9 protein-coding genes are annotated in these 16,463 nt (G+C 69.1%); 5 read left to right on the forward strand and 4 right to left on the reverse strand.

Annotated features, from left to right (window positions below; translation table 11 throughout):
• Positions 1-29: 29 nt before the first annotated feature.
• From IT371_15920 to IT371_15935, 4 genes are all read right to left on the reverse strand, one after another.
• Complete coding sequence (locus IT371_15920) at positions 30-1,799, reverse strand: carbamoyltransferase (protein MCC6749149.1); 1,770 nt, start codon at positions 1,797-1,799, stop codon at positions 30-32.
• A 220-nt stretch (positions 1,800-2,019) separates the two neighbouring features.
• Entirely contained in the window at positions 2,020-4,764 is a 2,745-nt protein-coding gene (locus IT371_15925) for an insulinase family protein (protein ID MCC6749150.1), read from the reverse strand.
• Positions 4,765-4,823: 59 nt separating this feature from the next.
• On the reverse strand, positions 4,824-6,041 hold the full coding sequence (locus IT371_15930; protein MCC6749151.1) for an aminotransferase class V-fold PLP-dependent enzyme: 1,218 nt from the start codon (positions 6,039-6,041) through the stop codon (positions 4,824-4,826).
• Positions 6,019-7,590 carry a hypothetical protein gene (locus tag IT371_15935; protein ID MCC6749152.1) on the reverse strand — a complete coding sequence of 524 codons (1,572 nt, stop codon included), beginning with the start codon at positions 7,588-7,590 and terminating at the stop codon, positions 6,019-6,021. The genes IT371_15930 and IT371_15935 overlap by 23 nt, the downstream gene beginning before the upstream one ends.
• Before the next feature lie 319 nt (positions 7,591-7,909).
• Here IT371_15935 and IT371_15940 point away from each other — a divergent pair, with 319 nt between their 5' ends.
• From IT371_15940 to IT371_15960, 5 genes are all read left to right on the forward strand, one after another.
• Positions 7,910-9,679, forward strand: a complete 1,770-nt coding sequence (locus tag IT371_15940) for a carbamoyltransferase (GenBank protein MCC6749153.1) — start codon at positions 7,910-7,912, stop codon at positions 9,677-9,679.
• A gap of 32 nt (positions 9,680-9,711) precedes the next feature.
• The gene (locus IT371_15945) at positions 9,712-11,877 is read left to right on the forward strand and encodes a hypothetical protein (protein ID MCC6749154.1); all 2,166 of its coding nucleotides are present in this window, start codon (positions 9,712-9,714) and stop codon (positions 11,875-11,877) included.
• A 91-nt stretch (positions 11,878-11,968) separates the two neighbouring features.
• On the forward strand, positions 11,969-14,086 hold the full coding sequence (locus IT371_15950; protein MCC6749155.1) for a hypothetical protein: 2,118 nt from the start codon (positions 11,969-11,971) through the stop codon (positions 14,084-14,086).
• A 16-nt stretch (positions 14,087-14,102) separates the two neighbouring features.
• Positions 14,103-15,248 carry a PqqD family peptide modification chaperone gene (locus IT371_15955; protein MCC6749156.1) on the forward strand — a complete coding sequence of 382 codons (1,146 nt, stop codon included), beginning with the start codon at positions 14,103-14,105 and terminating at the stop codon, positions 15,246-15,248.
• Between the two features lie 68 nt (positions 15,249-15,316).
• Positions 15,317-16,330, forward strand: a complete 1,014-nt coding sequence (locus IT371_15960) for an NAD-dependent epimerase/dehydratase family protein (protein ID MCC6749157.1) — start codon at positions 15,317-15,319, stop codon at positions 16,328-16,330.
• Positions 16,331-16,463: the final 133 nt, after the last annotated feature.

Raw genomic sequence — 16,463 nt, forward strand, 5'->3', positions numbered from 1 at the left:
TAGAAGCTCGAGGCCGTCGCTCCCGGCGCCTAGAAGAAGGTATAGACGGTCGGGCTCGTCTCGCCACGCACGTTCTGTTGCTCGTAGGGGAAGAAGTTCATCGACCGGAGCAGGGTCGTCCACTGACTCGGCAACGCGTCACGGTCCACGATGTGGTCCTGGAGGACCACGGCGTCGATCTCTGAGTTGGCCATGCACATCAGCGCGTCGTCGGGAGTGCAAACGATGGGCTCCCGCCGCACATTGAAGGACGTGTTGACGATGACCGGACATCCCGTCCGCCGATGGAAGGCCTTCAGCAGCGCCGCATAGCGCGGATTCGACGCGGCGGACACGGTCTGCGGCCGCGCAGACCCGTCGACGTGGGTGATGGCCGGCATCGCGATCTCGGAGGCGACCTGGCAGGTCTCGAGCATGAAGGGCGACGGGTGGTCGAGCTTGAAGTGCCGCGCGGCCTCCTCCTCGAGCACGCTCGGTGCGAAGGGACGGAACGCCTCCCGCTTCTTCACCAGCCGGTTGAGCCGTTCCCGCATGTCTTCGAAGCGCGGGTCGGCGATGATGCTCCGCGAACCGAGGGCGCGTGGTCCGAATTCCATCGCCCCGTGGAACCATCCGATCACCTTCCCCGCCACGAGGCGGTCCACCACGGCCTCGAGGAGCGCGTTCTCCTTGCCCCTGAAGTCCAGTGCCGGGAGCCCCATGTCCTCCAGGAGCTCGCCCACCTCGTCGGCAGTGTAGGACGGCCCGAGGTAGACGTGCTCGAGAGGCGTGTCGCTCGGCCGCCGCCCCGTGAGGCGAACGTGGGCCAGCGCCGCCGCGCCCAGGCAGGACCCCGCGTCCCCCGCCGCCGGCTGCACGAAGAGCCGCTCGAAGGGGCCGTCCTGCAGGATTCTCCCGTTGGCCACGCAGTTCAAGGCCACGCCCCCCGCCATGCACAGGTTCGGCGAGTCCACTTGCTCGCGCAGGTAGCGCGCCTTGGCGAGCAGGATCTCCTCGAGCACGACCTGCATGCTGCGTGCTACGTCGTTATGGAAGGGCGCGAGCTCCGACTCCGGCTGGCGCGCCGGCTCGCCGAAGAGCTCCACCAGCGCGTCGGAGTACATCCGCTCGCCCGCCAGGAAGTCGAAGTACGCCATGTTCAGGGCGTATTGCCCCCCGGGTCCCTCGGCGACCAGCTCGCGGATCTTGTCCGTGTGGAGGGGTTTCCCGTAGGGGGCGAGGCCCATGACCTTGTACTCGGCGCTATTCACCCGGAAGCCGAGGTATGCCGTAATCGTGCTATAGAGCAATCCGAGTGAATTGGGGAAATCGACGTACTCGAAGAGCTCGATGGAGCTCCCGTTCGCCCGCCCGTAGCTCGTGGTCGCCCACTCTCCCACGCCATCGAAGGTCATCACCGCGGCGTCAGCGAAGCCGGAGAACAGATACGCGGCGGCGGCGTGCGAGAGGTGATGGTCGAAGGACTCGATCCGCCCTTCGTATCCCAGGCGCTCCCGGATCTCCCGGAAGGGCCGGTCCACGTCGAGCCACGGCAGGCCGGCGTCTCCGCCGCTGGGCTGTCCGGTCCAGAGCTGTCGCGAGACCTTCTTGCGGGGGGACTCGTAGTAGGCCACGCAATCGACGTCCTCGACTCCGAGGCCGGCGCGATCGAGGCAGAACTGGAACGCGAGCAGCGGGAGGCTCGCATCGTGCTTCACCCGGGTAAAGCGCTCCTCGGACGCGGCCGCGATGAGCTTGCCGTCCTGGAGCAGGCAGCACGACGATTCGTGGTAGTAGGCCGAAATGCCGATGATGTTCATGTCAGGTCTCGGGGGGTGTCAGGTCGTCGAAGACGAAACGCGAACCACCGGCGGAGAGGCAGGGGAATCGGCCTCGAGCCCCGTCGCCGGTGATGCATGCAAGCTGGTTCGTACAGGGGGGCATCGTCTCGCAGGCCGCGCGTCGTTGTCAAGCGACGGAGCCAGCCAGCCGGCGACGAGCTCGCGTCACGCGCCTCTGGAATTCCGACGGTCACGGCGGTCACGTTCGAATCGCGGCTAGCAGCTCCTGGGCCAGGCCATGGGGGTCGGGAAGCGCCGACCTGATCGCGGCAGGGCCGGCCACGAGGAGCAGCGAGCGCCGGGGATCGAAGACGCGCCGAGCCTGCGCCCGGACCTCCGCCGCCGTGACCCGCCCCACCTTCTCCGGCAAGCGCATCACCTCGTCCACGGACATGCCGAAGCTCAGGCTCCCGGCGATGAGCCGGGCCAGTCCCTCGTTCGAGTCCCGCCCCTGCACCGTGTCGGCGGCCAGGGCCGCCGCCCTGGCCACCGCGAGCTCGTCGGCGCTCGGCAGCTCGGCGCAAACCGACGTCAGTACCTCGACCAGCGCGGCCAAGGCCTCGGGCGCTCGTTGCGGCTCGGACGAGATGGACATCGAGAGGTGCGAAGGGTCCGCTCCCTGCGGCAGAAAGATGTTCGGCGAGTAGTCGAGTCCTCGGCGCTCGCGGATCTCGTGAAAGAGCCTCCCCGCCGGTCCCCCCAGCACCTTCTCCAGCACGAGGAGCGCCGGCCAGGCCGGGTCCGTACTCGGAGGCGAGGAGAAACCCCAGAAGAGCCGCACCGCCTCGGTCTCGACGGCCTCGAAGGTCCATTCGAACCCCTCGCGCGCGGGCTCCTGCGGGACGGCCGGTGCGGGGGGCGTCGCGCCGGGGGCGTCGACGAGCCCGCGCACCCTTTCGATCACCTCTCGGGGCTCGACGTCGCCGACGACGACGAGGTTCAGCCGGCCCGGAGGATAGAGGATGGGATAGAGGCGGCGCAGCGTCCTAGCCGAGAGTCCCTCGAGGCTCTCCTCGGAGCCGTCGGGATCGCGCCCGTACGGGTGCACCCGGTAGAAGCGTCGCGCGAAGAGCGTCGCTGCGAGGGCCAGCACGGTGTCGTCACGCGACTGTACGGACATGAGAGCTACCTGGCGGGCCTGTTCGACCTCCTCGGGCGGAAACGCCGGGGCGAGAACGCAGTCCAGCATGACCTTCAGACCGTTCTCCCAGTCCGAGCGCACGAACAGCCCCTGCAGGCTCAGCGTGTTCGCACCGGCCCCTCCGCTCATATAGCCGCCAATGTCGTGGATCGCCCGCTTGAGCTGCGCCTTGGGCATGCGCCGCGTCCCGCCCGTCAAGCTCTCGGCCATGACGCCGCTGATGCCCGTCAGCCGTGAGTCTTCGTACCGCGAGCCCCCGGGGAAGATCGCCGCTACGCCCACGCTGGACTTGCCCGCTCGCTGCACGGCCACGACCTGTGGCCCGCCGGGAATACGCGCGGCCTGCCAGGCGAAGGGCGCCTTCTTGCTGGCTCGCGCGGTCGCGGCGACCCTCGACGGCGTGCGCTCGGGCGCCGGCAGCCGTCCCAGCCAGGGGGCAAGCACCGCCGCGTCACCGACTCCGTCTGCCCGAGGAAGCTCCACGCCCTTGCTGAGCGTCTCGAGCCAGCCCCGGCGGCCGGCGGCCGACGCGGCCCAATCGCCCGGGAGCTGCAGGACCACCGAGAGGCGGTCGGGATGCAGGTACCGCGCGGCCAGCGCGCGCAGCTCCGCGGGCTTCACCCGCAAGAGACCTTCGTAGAAGAGTTGCTCGTGCCGGCAGTCGCCGCTGATGCACTCGAAGAAGCCCTGCCAGTAGGTCCGGCGAGCGGGGTTGTCCCGGTCGAGAACCGCCTCCACGAGCAGGGGCTGTCGGACCTCGTCCAGGCGCCGCGCCGAGAGAGTCTCCTCGATGACCTGGCGGAAGCCCCGCATGGTGGCCGCCAGCACCTTGGCCACGTCTTCCCGCGACGGATACCCCTCGACGAGGATCCTGAGGACCCCCGCTGTGCGAAAGAGCTCGTGCTCAGCCTCGAAACCGGGCATTCCCCCGCACGCGTCGCTTACCGTTCGCGCGAGGAGCGGGCTCGGCCCCTTCGTCAGGAGCCAATTGAGAAGCTGCAGCCCCGGGGTATCCGGATGGGCGAGCGGCGGCGCACGAAACGCAAAGGTCAACCGCGGCTCCGTCGCCCACGAGCGCAAGAGCGCGAGACGAGTCCCTCGCTGCGGCGGCTCCATAGCCGTCCGTTCAGCGGCCACGCCGCGCCTGGCCGCTGGAAAGGCCTCCTCGAGCAGGCGAGCGATCTCCCGCGCCGAGAATCCGCCGCTGCTCACGGCGATCATCTGCTCAGGGACGTACCAGCGCCGGTGAAAGGCCCGCAGGAGGGCCGGCGTGAATTTGCTCACCGTGGAGGGCGTGCCGAGGCCCGGGTGGCGGTAGCCGACCCGCTTGAAGACCGTGGCGTAGGTCTTGTTGGTCGACTGCAGGTACGGAAGCGTCGACGTGAACATGCGGATCTCTTCGGTGATGACCCGCTTCTCCGCCTCGACCGCCTTTGGCGAGAAGCCTGGCGCCGCGACCTGGCCGCAAAGCACGGCCACGGCCTTGGCCAGACGCGCGCCTTCCACGCCCACCTCGTAGCGGGTCCAGTCGTAGTCCGTGTCCCCGTTCGACCAGCCCCCCCAGCGCTCCACTCCGTTGGCCGCGTCCTCGCCTTTGCCAGCTTTCGACTGGAAGACCACGTGCTCGAGCGCATGCGCGACGCCGGGCGCGCCGTCCGGATCGCACGCGCTCCCCGCGCGGACCCAGAGCTGGAACGAGCCCAGCCGTTGCGCGTCGTCTCGGGTGTGGACGAGGATCATGCCGTTCGCCAGCGCGATGCGCCGAGGCCCCGGTGAATACCTACCTGGAAGCAGGTCTTTCATGCCGCTCCGTGTTTGATCACGCAACAACGTGTTTCGGTGTAGAGCTCCGCCTCTCGCGGCTACTTCCCGGTGAGCGTTCGCGCGACCTCCTCGAGGGCGTCAGCCAGGCGATCGATCTCGGCGAGCGTGTTGTAGAAATAGGGGGCTATGCGGATACCGCCCGGATATCCGTTGGTCACGAAGTAGGGGTGGGCGCAGAAATGCCCCGCGCGCACGCAGATCTTGAAACGGTCGTAGAGAATGCGCGCCACGATCTCTTCCCAGCGGGTGCCCGTGCGCTCGAAGACGAGGGTCGTCACGGCGGAGCGAGGACCCGTCCAATCGGCCTGCAAGATGGAGACGCCGGGGATCCGGGCCATCCGCGCCACGAGCCGCTCGCGCAGCTGCTCCTCGTGCGCCACCACGTTCGGCCAGCCGAGGCGCAGCAGGTACTCCGCGGCCCGTGCGAGACCGATGACCTCCGCGATGGGCGGAGTCCCCGCCTCGAATCGCAGGGGCACGCTGCGGAGCGCGTAGCTCGTGAGGCCCACCTCCGTCACGATGCCGCCTCCCAGCCACGGCGGAGCGAGGCGCTCGAGCCATTCGTGGCGCCCGGCGAGCACCCCCACCCCGAAGGGCCCGAGCATCTTGTGCCCCGAGAGGCTGAAGAAGTCTCCGCCGAGGGACAGCAGGTCGCCCCCGTAGTGCGGCACGTACTGCGCAACGTCCACGAGGACGGGGATCCCCAGGGAATGGGCCGCTGCCGCGTACTCCGCCACCGGCAAGACCACCCCGCTCACGTTGGAGCAGGCCGAGACGGCGAGCAGCCCAACGTTCTCCCGACGGATCAACTCCCCGAGGGCGTTCGCGTCACACCGCGCCGGATCGAACCAGACCACGCGCCGCCGCGACATCCAGGGAAGCACGTTCGCGTGGTGCTCGACGTGGGAGATCGCGACGGCCTTCTCGGGGGGGATCGTGAGCCCTGCGGCCACCAGGTTGATGGCCGCCGTGCACCCGGCCGTGAAGACGATCTCCGAGGAGGCGAGGCCGAGAAAGCGCCCCATCGTCTCGCGGGCGTCCTCGTAGGCCTCGCTCGCCACCTCGGAGTGCGCGTAGGTCGCGCGGTGCACGTTGGCCGACACGCGTCGATAGAAGTCGTTCATGGCGTCGAGCACCACGGTCGGCTTCAGCGTCGTCGCGGCGTTATCCAGGTAGACGACGTCTGGGCCGGCGTCGTTCTCCTCGAAAAACGGGAAGTCGGAGCGAAGGGTCTCAAAGGGCGATGTGGGCGGCATGCTTCTCGAGCTCGTAGGCCTGGGCTACCCGCTGCGGCAGGCGAGCCACCTTGGACACCAGTGGACCGAATTTCTTGGAGGGACGGGGGCTGATGCGGCGGATCGAGACGCGGTCCACCGCGAAGCCGCGCGCTCGAACCACGTCCCGAACCGCGGTGACGACGTTCTGCTCCTGCCCCAGCCGGCTCGGCACCACGCCGCACTCCGCCGAGACAGCTTCGTCCGGATGCTGGAAGAGCCGGTAGTAGAGGAGGTCCTCGATACCTCCGAGCTCCCGGTCGATCTCCTCCATCGGAACCACCCGCTCGCCGAGCGCCAGGCAGTCCGTGAGGCGGTGCAGCGCCTCGAAGGTGGGCGCCGGGTGCCCGCAGGGACACGCGCCGCCCTTGCGCGCCAGGTCTCCCGTCCGATAGCGCAGGAGCGGCATCGCGCGCTGACTGAGGGTCGTCAGCACCACCTCGCCGACCTCTCCCTCCGCGACCTCACGGCCGTCTCGGAGAAACTCGAGGTGGCAGTGATTCGCCACGTGATACCTCCCGAGCGGGCAGGACATGGCCACGAGGGGAACGCCACAGGTCTCGTAGATGTCGAAAGGACGGAGCCCGAATTGGCGCCGCACGTAGCCCCGGATCGGCGCGGGGACGTATTCTCCCTCGAAGAGTATCCCCTCGACCGAGTCCGGCAGCGGGAGCCCGAGCGCCTCGAAGCGCGCCATCACCGTCATCATGTACCAGGGATTTCCCCAGAAGCACTGCGGGCCGTGGGCGAGAACCTCTTCGTGGGCCGTGCGGACCTCCGCATCGGGCACGTACATCGGATCGGAGAACATCCGGAGAAAGAGCCGGACGCCCTGCGTCCGCTCCTCGAGGCTCGGGCTGGTGACCATGCACTTCGCCGTCGAGGTGGGACACGGCGGCTTGAAGATCGCTCCCCGCTCGCCGTTCTTGAAGACCGTGATGGGCAGCTCGACCTCGGCGTCGGCCTCGGAGAGGAAGTACGGCGCGCGGTTCATCGGCGAGGTCGTGTACCCCACGGAGGCCACGTCCGAAGCGATGAGCGCCGCGTAGTTCGGCCCCTCCGCCAGGAGAGCGGTCGGAAAGTGCGTGCGCAGCTCGGCGCGGGTGAGAAGCGGCAGCCGCTGGAGGTCGCCGGCCTCGCGAATCCGCCAGTCCGTCGCCCCACGCAGCTGCCGGTAGTAGGGCACCTTCGTCGACGCGTACTCGATCGCCGCCGCGAGGCCATCCATGCGCGCCGCGCGCCCCTGTTCGCGCTGATGCGCCTGCCACGCGAGGAGCTCTTCAGAAAGGAAGTACGGCGAAACCGCCGACTCGAAGAACTCGTCGAAGCTCTCGCGGTCCACCTCCGCGGCCAGCCCCGCCTCTTCCATCCTCGCCCAGGCATGGTCGAGGCTTTCCGCGCGGTCGAGACAGCGCAGCATCTCCACCACAAAAGGGTCCAGGCTCGCACGCGTGGGGCCGGTCCAATCCACCACCACCGGCTTCGCGTTCTCGTCCAGTTGGCTCCGGATATCGGGGCGCAGTTCCAGCACGATCGACTCCTCTCGAGCGCACCAGTCTAGCACGAATGGCGAGCCCTCGCCGTCCCCCACCGCGCCGTCGGTCAGCTTGACAGGAGACCGGACTTGCGCGACCATCTCGGCCATTCAAGTGAACATCTTCGAGATCCAGGGGGTCGCTGAACCAGGCGCAGTGCTCTCGCTTCTCGTCGGCCCCCGCCCTTCGTCGGGGGCCGGTCGTGAGACGAGAACGCACGCGCGCCCGGACCGCGGCGGGCCCTGCTTGCGCTGACGGCGCCCGAGCTGACGTACGGGCGAAACCGGTGCCGCCTAATCTCCCGGGAGCTTCGGCATGAACGTCATTGGCATCTCGGCCTTCTATCACGAGTCCTCGTGTTGCCTGCTGCAGGACGGGAAGCTCGTCGCGGCCGTCGCGGAGGAGCGGTTCACCCGGGTCAAGCACGACGCAAGCCTGCCCCTCCTGGCTTTCCGGTATTGTCTCGAGGCCGGCGGCATAGGCGTGAAGGACGTCGACGCGATAGGCTATTACGAGTCGCCGCGCAAGAAGCTCTCGCGCCAGCTCTGGACGGGGAAACCCTTGGGGGGCGACTCTGGTCTCCCCTGGCTCGACGTCCGGCGCCCCGAACGAGAGATCCGGCAGCGCCTCGGCTTCGACGGCCCCATCGACTACTTCGACCACCATCTCTCTCACGCCGCGAGCAGCTATTTCTTCTCCGGCTTCCCCGACGCGGCCGTACTGACCGTGGACGGCGTCGGGGAGTGGGCCACGACGACCTATGGCGCAGCGCGCGGAGGCGATATCGCGCTATTCGAGCAGGTGGACTTCCCGAACTCGCTTGGTTTGCTTTATAGCACGATTACGGGCTATCTCGGCTTCCGGGTCAATAGCGCGGAATACAAGGTCATGGGGCTCGCCCCCTACGGCAAACCCCTCTACGTCGACAAGATCCGCGAGCTGCTCACCGAGGGCCCGGATGGGCAGTACGCGCTCTCGATGCAGTATTTCGACTTTCTGCGCGAGTCGCGCATGTACTCGGACGCGCTCGCCGAGCTCTTCGGCGAGCCGCCGCGCGTCGCCGAGTCGGCGATCCTCCCCTTTCACAAGGACGTGGCGAAAAGCCTGCAGGTCGTGCTCGAGGAGATCTTGCTGGCCAAGGCGCGCTACCTGAAGTCGAAGGTCGACAGCCCAAACCTGTGCATGGCCGGCGGCGTGGCGCTGAACTGCGTGGCGAACGGCCGCGTGCTGCGCGACGGCCCCTTCGACCGGCTGTTCGTCCAGCCCGCGGCGGGCGATTCCGGGGCCTGCCTGGGGGCCGCCGCGCTCTCCTACGTCAAACGGACCGGGAAGCGCCACAGCGAGGAGCGCCTGCAACACGTCTATCTCGGACCGGCGTATTCCAGCGCTCAGGTCGCCGGCATGCTGGAGGATATGGGGATCGAGGCGCTCGACTTTCGCGGCCGAGAGGCGGCGCTGCTCGAGGCGGTCGTGGACCGCATGGCGGCAGGGCACGTGATCGGATGGTTTCAGGGCGCGATGGAGTTCGGCCCGCGGGCCCTCGGCGCGCGAAGCATCATCGCCGATCCCCGGTTCGAGGACATGCGGGAGCGCCTGAATCGCCTGGTCAAGAAGCGCGAGGCCTTCAGACCCTTCGCCCCGAGCGTGCTCGAGGAGCACGCCGGAAAGCACTTCGCGCTCGACCACACCTCCCCCTTCATGCTCGAGACCTGCCAGGTCTCGTCGTCCATCGCGATGCCCGCCATCACGCACGTCGATGGATCGGCACGGCCGCAGACGGTGTCCACGCGCCACAGCCCACGCTACGCGGCGCTGATCGAGGCCTTCTATCGCCGAACCGGCTGTCCGGTGATCGTCAACACCTCCTTCAACGTGCGCAGCGAGCCCATCGTCTGCTCGCCCGACGACGCGCTGATGTGCATGGCCAACTCCGACATCGACTCGATCGTCGTCGAGGACTTCATCATCGACCGCGCCGCTCTGCCCCGGCAGTGGTCGGCGCTCCTGCGCTCGCTGAAGTTCGAGCCGCCCTCCGAGGTCGGCGCGCGCGGCGAGATCAGCCCGACCGTCTACACCTTCTTCTAGGACCGACCTCGCAGGCCAGCCAGGGGAGACCGATGGGTCAGAATCCAAGCGATCCTCGAAAACAACGATGTGACGCGCTCGCCGAGCTCCTCGACCAGCCCGACGGGCTGAAGGTCGCGCGCCTGATGCAGGCCACGGGCTCCCTCGCGCACCCCGAGGACCCCACCGCGGCGCCGCCGATGGTCGGCGAGGACGAGGACGGCGAGGCGCCGGAAGCGCCAGAAGCGGACGGGGCCGGCGGTGAGGGCGAGCCGACCTCCATCGGCATCTGGGAGCCACGCAAGGACGCGCAGGGCGAGGTCACGTTCGAGCGCAGCTATGCGCCCCACATCAACTGCGATGAGTTCTGGGCGCACACGCAAACGCTCCATCCGCGAAAGACGCCCCTGCCCATCCGGGTCTGCTTCTTCGGCGAGTCGGTCGCCGCGGCCATGCTCTACCTCCCCGACCTGACGCTGGCCAAGATGATCGAAGAGCAGCTGGCCATCCTGCGCGGTCCGGGTCTCTTCGAGGTGATCGATCTCTCGCGCGTCGCACAGACGCCCTCCGGGATGGTGGGGCTCGCCGTCGAGGCCATGCAGCTCAAGCCGGACATCATGGTCTTCTTCGCCGGTAACAACTGGCCGGTGAAGACCATGGGACACCTCGACGTGAACGGGGCTCAGGAGGAGGGCGAGCTGATGCGCGAGGGGGGCCTGGCCGCCATCGCGCGCGAGATGTATCGCCGTTCGGAGTCCACCGCCGAGGACAACGTCTTCAACCTGAATCGGATCGTCACCGTGGCCGGCGTGAAGGCCGTCTTCGTCATCCCCGAGGACAACCTGATCGATTGGGACTGTCGGCAACCGGTTTGCTGGCTCCCCGGAGACCGCACCGACCGCTGGCACGCGTCCTACGAGAATGGGCTCGCCGCGCTGGAGCGCCGGGCGTGGAACGACGCGGCCTCCATCGCGCAACAGCTCATCGATCTCGACGGAGGCGCGTGCGGAGCGAGCCAGCGGCTTCTCGGCCGGGCGCACTGGGGTGCCGGGCGCCACGCCGAAGCCGAGGTAGCCTTCCGCGAGGACTCCGCAGCCTCGGCGTGGGACGCGGCCCTCGAATTCCCGGCGCGCTTGATCGAGGGCCAGTACCGAGTCCTGCGCGGATCCCGGCACCTCGAGAACTGGACGCGCGTGGACTTGCCGAGCGTCTTCGCCGAGCGCTCGGGCTCCCGACTCGCCGGCCGAGAGCTCTTCCTCGATTACTGCCACCTCTCGTACGAGGGGCTCAAGGTGGCCGCGGCGACCATCGCTTCCGCCATTCTTCGAGCCGCGGGAAGCACCAACGAAGCGGAGCTCGACTGGCACAAGGTGCTGGAACGCGCCCCCGCGCCGCCGCCTGCCACCCTGCTGGCCAGGGCCCTCGTCCACGGCGCCAGCCACAACGTCGACGCCTTGAACGCGCTGGCCCGCCGGGGAGACCTCGCCGACTATTACCTGGAGCGCGCGGTGGAGGCTTCACCGGGCGTGATGGACGCGATGATCGACTTCGGCACCGCGCGACTCAGTCGTTGCGCGCCGATCCTGTCCGCCGGCGCCCGGAGGCTCCACGACTCGCCCTACGGCTTCAGCACGAAACCCTTCGCCCTGCGCGAGATGTCCGCACCGACGGTGCGCGCCATGATGCGCGTCCTCGAGCGTCACGGCCGGTCCGTCGAGCCACTGCTCGAGGCGCTGCTTCGCGCCCCGCATGGGCGCCGCTACGGCGGCATCGACCTCGTCGACGATTACTACACCGACCTCGTGGTCCGCGTGAACAGCGGCGCGACGATCGGCACGCCGCTCATGCACGAGGCCCTGTGGCCTCGCTCGAACTTCTTCTTGCCCGCGGAAGGTCGCTCGAACCTGACCATCGAGGCCACGCTCCGGCTTCCGAGCTTCGCCCGGTCGGCGAGCGCCGCGAAGTCCGCCACGATCCGCGTGAACGGCCGCGAGGTCGGTTCGGTCGGCGTGACGACCGCCTGGAAGAGCGCCTCGTTCAAGGTCGACGCGGCCTTGCTGCACCGAGGGATCAACGACGTCGAGGTGCACTGGCCTCGCCTGGATGGCGACGGGGATCGAGCTCTCGCGGAGATCCTCGACCAGTTCGAGTCGGGACAGCCGGCGCAGCTCCGCCCCGTCTTCGGTGAGCTCGCGTCGCTCGTCGTTCGCCAGAGCTAGTGCGCACTTGAGAAGCTTCGGTATGTTGACTCGACGAAAACGCCCCTGCATATTACTGAGATGCGCTCACAATCTGGGAGGCGATGAGGCCATGCGCCAGCGACGTCCCCTTGCCATCTGGGCCACCGCGGCGTGCTTCGCCGTCGGCTGCGCCGCTTCCCCGACCCAGCCGATCGTCGGCAAGGTCGAGATCGTTCTCCCACCGCAGCTTCAGCTCGAGCAAGCGACGGCCGTGGAGGTCCAGATCTTCGACGCCGAGGGCGCGCGCATCGTCGGCACCCCCGTGGGGGTGAAGTCCTCCGAGCCGTCGGTCGTCCGCGTCGAGAACGACCCCTCGAAGCCCGGACAGCTCCGCGCGATCGCCGCGGGAGCGGGCCAGACGGTCCTCTCGGCCGTGGCGGGCGGCGTGCGCGGCGAGGCCAAGGTCACCGTGCGGTGCCCGCAGCCGACGGGCAAGGGCCTGACCCACTCCGGGCTCGTCACCCGCTCCGAGACCTGGCGGGCCGTCGACGGGCCGCACCACGTGGCAGCGGATCTCACGATTCAACGCCCGGCCGGCTCGAGCGCGCCGGTCGAGGTGACCATTCAATCGTGCAGCCAGGTCACCGTGGCCAAGGGGGTCAGCATCACGGTGGGCGGGGGAACGGCGGCGGCGCTGCGCGTCCTCGGCGGAAACAGCCCCGAGGGTCGCGTGGTCTTTCAGCCCGCGGACGCCGGACAGGGCCCCGGGTCCTGGGTCGGTCTGATTCTGAGCGAGCGTTACCCTGCGGGCGGAACGGAACAGGACCCGACGACCCTGCAGCACGCGGTGGTACGCGGCGCCGGCGGTTCCCACGGCAGCGACCCTGCCGCTGGCGTGCGGGTCGAGGGCAACGAGGGGAGCTCGACCCTCCCCACCCTCACGGGGCTCGTCGTGGACGGCAGCGCCGGGCACGGCATCGTCCTGTCGCAGTTTGGTGGCATCTCGAGCACCTCCACCGCCTGCGAGGTCACGAACTGCCGGCTCTCCGCGTGGAGGTCTCACCCCGACCAGGTTGGGAACATCGTCGCCGGGAAGACCTCCGGCAACGGCGTAGATGCGATCGAGGTGGTGGCGGGAGCGGTGGCGCACTCGGCGAAGTGGAACGTCACCGCGGTACCTTATTTCATCTCGGGCAACGTCTCCGTGGGCGGCTGGCCTCGCGAGATCCCGGGCCGACTGCTCGACCTGTTCCTCGCGATCGACGCGGGCGTGACACTGAAGTTCGCCAAGGGCACGCGGCTCGCCATCGGTATGGAGCGCAGCGCGCGGTCAGGTCTCCTCGTGCAGGGGACGACCGAGGCCCCCGTGACCTTCACCTCTGCACAAGCCCAGCCCGCGAAGGGGGACTGGGGCGGCGTGATCTTCGGGCGGTACGCCATCCCCACCTCGGTGCTCAGGAACGCTATCTTCGAGTACGGTGGCGCTCCGAACGGCGTGGCGGGCTTCGACGGCGACTACGAGCAGCCGGAGCTGGCGAACCTCGTGTTCCTGACCAGCATTGCCCGGAGCTCGGTCACCGGGGTGAAGTTCCGGCACAGCGCCGGCTACGGCGTAGCGCGCGGCTTCACCGACCTGAATGACTACGTACTGATGGGTAACCTGTTCGACGCGCCGACCCTGGCGCTCGGCACGCAATCTCCTATCACCAGCCTGACGCTCTCCGCCCCCATCGCGGCCGATGGGTCGCTCAAGCCGAACACGATCTGCGGAGAGGGTGTGAAGTCCCCCGCCGTCGAATGGAAGGTCCCCACGCCGGGTCCCACCGCTGGGAAGGGTTTCCCCGAGAAGGTGAAGTCCTTCGTCCTCCTGGTCCGCCAGGCGGGCGCGGAGAAGGCGCACTGGGCCGTGCACGGCCTCTCCACCAAGGTCACCGCGCTCGCCGTCGACGCCGCCGGAACGGGCAAGCTGCCCGAGGGAGCGGTGGAGCTCGTGCCCTTCGGCGGCGCCTGCCCCGCGGGTCCCCCCGCGACCTGCAAGCAGCTCAAGGCCGACTGCACCGCCGCCAAGCTCGGGTCCTGCCTCGAGTACGAGAAGAGCTGCGTGAAGGCCTTCCGCTTCGAGCTCTACGCCGTGGAGGCGGACAAGCTCGCGGTCGGCGCCAGCCCGTCGCTCGCCGAGCTCGACGCCGCACTGCTCCCCGTCACGCGTGGCATCGCCGACGTGTCGGCCACCTTCGAGATCCCCTAGACCCACAGGACGTCTCATGCCTGCCACGCAAGCGGCCGCACCCAAGCTCCGAGCCGACGTCAAGCTGACTGCCTCTTCGAGTCCCGAGGGCGACGAGCTGGCGGCGGTCCTCAACGACCCCGTGCGCCAGCTCGACCTGGCGCTGAACCCGCTGCAGTACACGATCGCCCAGGCCCTCGACGGCTCGCACACCATCTCGGAGATCGCGGGCCTCCTCTCCCGCGAGTTCGAGGTGGACGTCGAGGCCGAGGACGTCGCGGCCTTCGTCGACGAGCTCGAGCGCGAGCTCTGGCTGCAATCTCCCGCGGCGGAAGAGGCCATCGCCGCGTTGCGCGCGGAGCGCATCCAGCGCATCGCGGGGGCGTGGAAGGGCGTTTTCGACGAGAAGCTCGCCCAGGCCTACGACCCGGCGGGGGTGATGCGGCACGCCGGGGAGCGCCTGGCGACCCTCCTTCCCCTCCACACCGGACAGCGTTTGCTCGACCTGGCGGCCGGCACCGGCTGCGTGTCGCTCCCCGTGGCGCGCCTCGCAGAGCCTGGCTCGCACCTCACCTCGGTCGACATCTCGGTCGAGATGCTCGGCAAGCTGAAGCAGCGCAAGCAGGGCGCGACGCTCATCGCCTCGCCCGCGCCGGTAAAGGGCAACGCCTACGAGCTCCCGTTCGCCGACCGCACCTTCGACCTCGCGACCTGCGGGATCGCCATTCCGTTCTTCCCCCACGTCGAGGGCGCGCTGCGGGAGGTCCGCCGCGTGCTCAAGACGGGCGGCCGACTCGGCATCTCCACCATCAGCGAGGGCTCGTACGGCCCGGTGGCCGAGCAGGTGACGGCGCTCATCAGCGAGCACGCGGGGGAATTCCCTTATCCGAGCGAGGAATCGACGATCAGCCCCGCCGACGTGGCGAAGCTCTTCGAGCTGGCGGAGTTCTCCAGCGTCGAGGTGACGACGGAGAAAGCGACCTTCCTCATGGCCGACGAGGAGGCGTACTGGAACGGCGTCTTCTGGCAGATCGGAGCGGGGGAGTGGATCCGCACGCTCCCCGAAGCCACGATCGCCGAGATCAAGGCTACCTGCTTTCGCCTGCTCGCCCCGCTGCGCGAAGAGAGGGGCATCCCCGTCCCGCTCTGCTTGACCTACGTGCTGGGCACGCGCGCCGCTTGACCCCCGCTCGGCCCCTCCGCGCGGCCACGGACACCCGCGCTGAAGCGAACGCGTCGTGAGGTGACCCGATGAAGGTCCTGGTGATCGGCGGAACCCGCTTCCTTGGCCATTACGCCGCGGAGACGCTCGCTCGGCGCGGACACGAGGTCCTGGTGTTCCACCGCGGCATGCACCGCGAGGCCTCGTGCGAGGGAGGACCGGGGGCCCCGGAGCACATCCACGCCGACCGGCACGACCGCGCCGCGCTCGACGCGGCTGTCGCGCGGGTCGAGGCCGTCGTGGACATCGACGCGCGCAACGACGAGAACAGCCGCGCGCTGGTGGAGCTGGCCCAGGGGCGCGTCTCGCGCGTGGTGTTCGTCTCGAGCGTCCACGTCTACCAGGGGCTCGACGAGGAGCCGACCCAGCCGGTCCCCTTTCGCGAGGAGACCTCCCTCCTGCGCAGCGAGCTGCTCTACCCCTATCGCGGGATGGGCGCGGGGATGGACGACTTCGACGCGCTCCTGCTCGAACGCGGGGCGCGCGCAGCGCTGACCGACGCGGCGACCTCCGTCGTCGCCCTGCGCATGCCGCAGATCTACGGGCCGCGGGACTACTTCGCCCGCGAGTACCCCTGGATTCGCGCCGCCCAGGACGGAAGGAGCGTGCTGCTCATGGGGACCGGCCTGAGCTGGCTCGTGCAGCGCGTCTGGGTCCGCGACGCGGCGCTGGCCACGGCGCTGGCGGTGGAGACGGCGAGCACTGGCTTTCGGGCCTTCAACGTGGGCGAATGGGAGGTCGCCACGACCAAGCAACTGGCGCAGGCCGTAGGAGAGGTGCTCGGTCACCGCTTCGAGGTCGCCGCGGTCCCCGACGAGATCTTGCCCCCGCACCTGGCGTGGCTCGGCCACAAGGCCCAGCACCAGTGGGCGGACACGTCCGCGTTTCGCCGCTGGTCCGGCTTCCAGGAGCTCGGTCCAGCAAGCGATGCGCTGCGGGAAACCGTCGCGTGGCACGTCGAGCACCCGCCGTCCGAGGAAACGTGGCCGGCACCGGACTACGCGGCCGAAGACGAGATCCTGCAGCTCCTGCGCGAGGGGTAGTTCCCGACCGAGAGCCCGGCGGCGCCCGGCGACTGTGGCGTCGTGTCCGGTGCGAACCTACCCGGCATACCGTCGCACACGAGCCGGCGCGACGCCCCTCTCGCGCCTCGCCGGCCGTTGCGTCGACGAACTG

This window comes from Deltaproteobacteria bacterium (genome assembly GCA_020848905.1).
In the GTDB taxonomy this organism is placed as follows: domain Bacteria; phylum Myxococcota_A; class Polyangia.

Excerpts from the sequence above, each read along its gene's own strand:
- IT371_15920 (MCC6749149.1), bottom strand. The coding sequence starts at position 1,799 with ATGAACATCATCGGCATTTCGGCCTACTACCACGAATCGTCGTGCTGC.
- IT371_15925 (MCC6749150.1), bottom strand. The coding sequence starts at position 4,764 with ATGAAAGACCTGCTTCCAGGTAGGTATTCACCGGGGCCTCGGCGCATC.
- IT371_15930 (MCC6749151.1), bottom strand. The coding sequence starts at position 6,041 with ATGCCGCCCACATCGCCCTTTGAGACCCTTCGCTCCGACTTCCCGTTT.
- IT371_15940 (MCC6749153.1), top strand. The coding sequence starts at position 7,910 with ATGAACGTCATTGGCATCTCGGCCTTCTATCACGAGTCCTCGTGTTGC.
- IT371_15945 (MCC6749154.1), top strand. The coding sequence starts at position 9,712 with ATGGGTCAGAATCCAAGCGATCCTCGAAAACAACGATGTGACGCGCTC.
- IT371_15950 (MCC6749155.1), top strand. The coding sequence starts at position 11,969 with ATGCGCCAGCGACGTCCCCTTGCCATCTGGGCCACCGCGGCGTGCTTC.
- IT371_15955 (MCC6749156.1), top strand. The coding sequence starts at position 14,103 with ATGCCTGCCACGCAAGCGGCCGCACCCAAGCTCCGAGCCGACGTCAAG.
- IT371_15960 (MCC6749157.1), top strand. The coding sequence starts at position 15,317 with ATGAAGGTCCTGGTGATCGGCGGAACCCGCTTCCTTGGCCATTACGCC.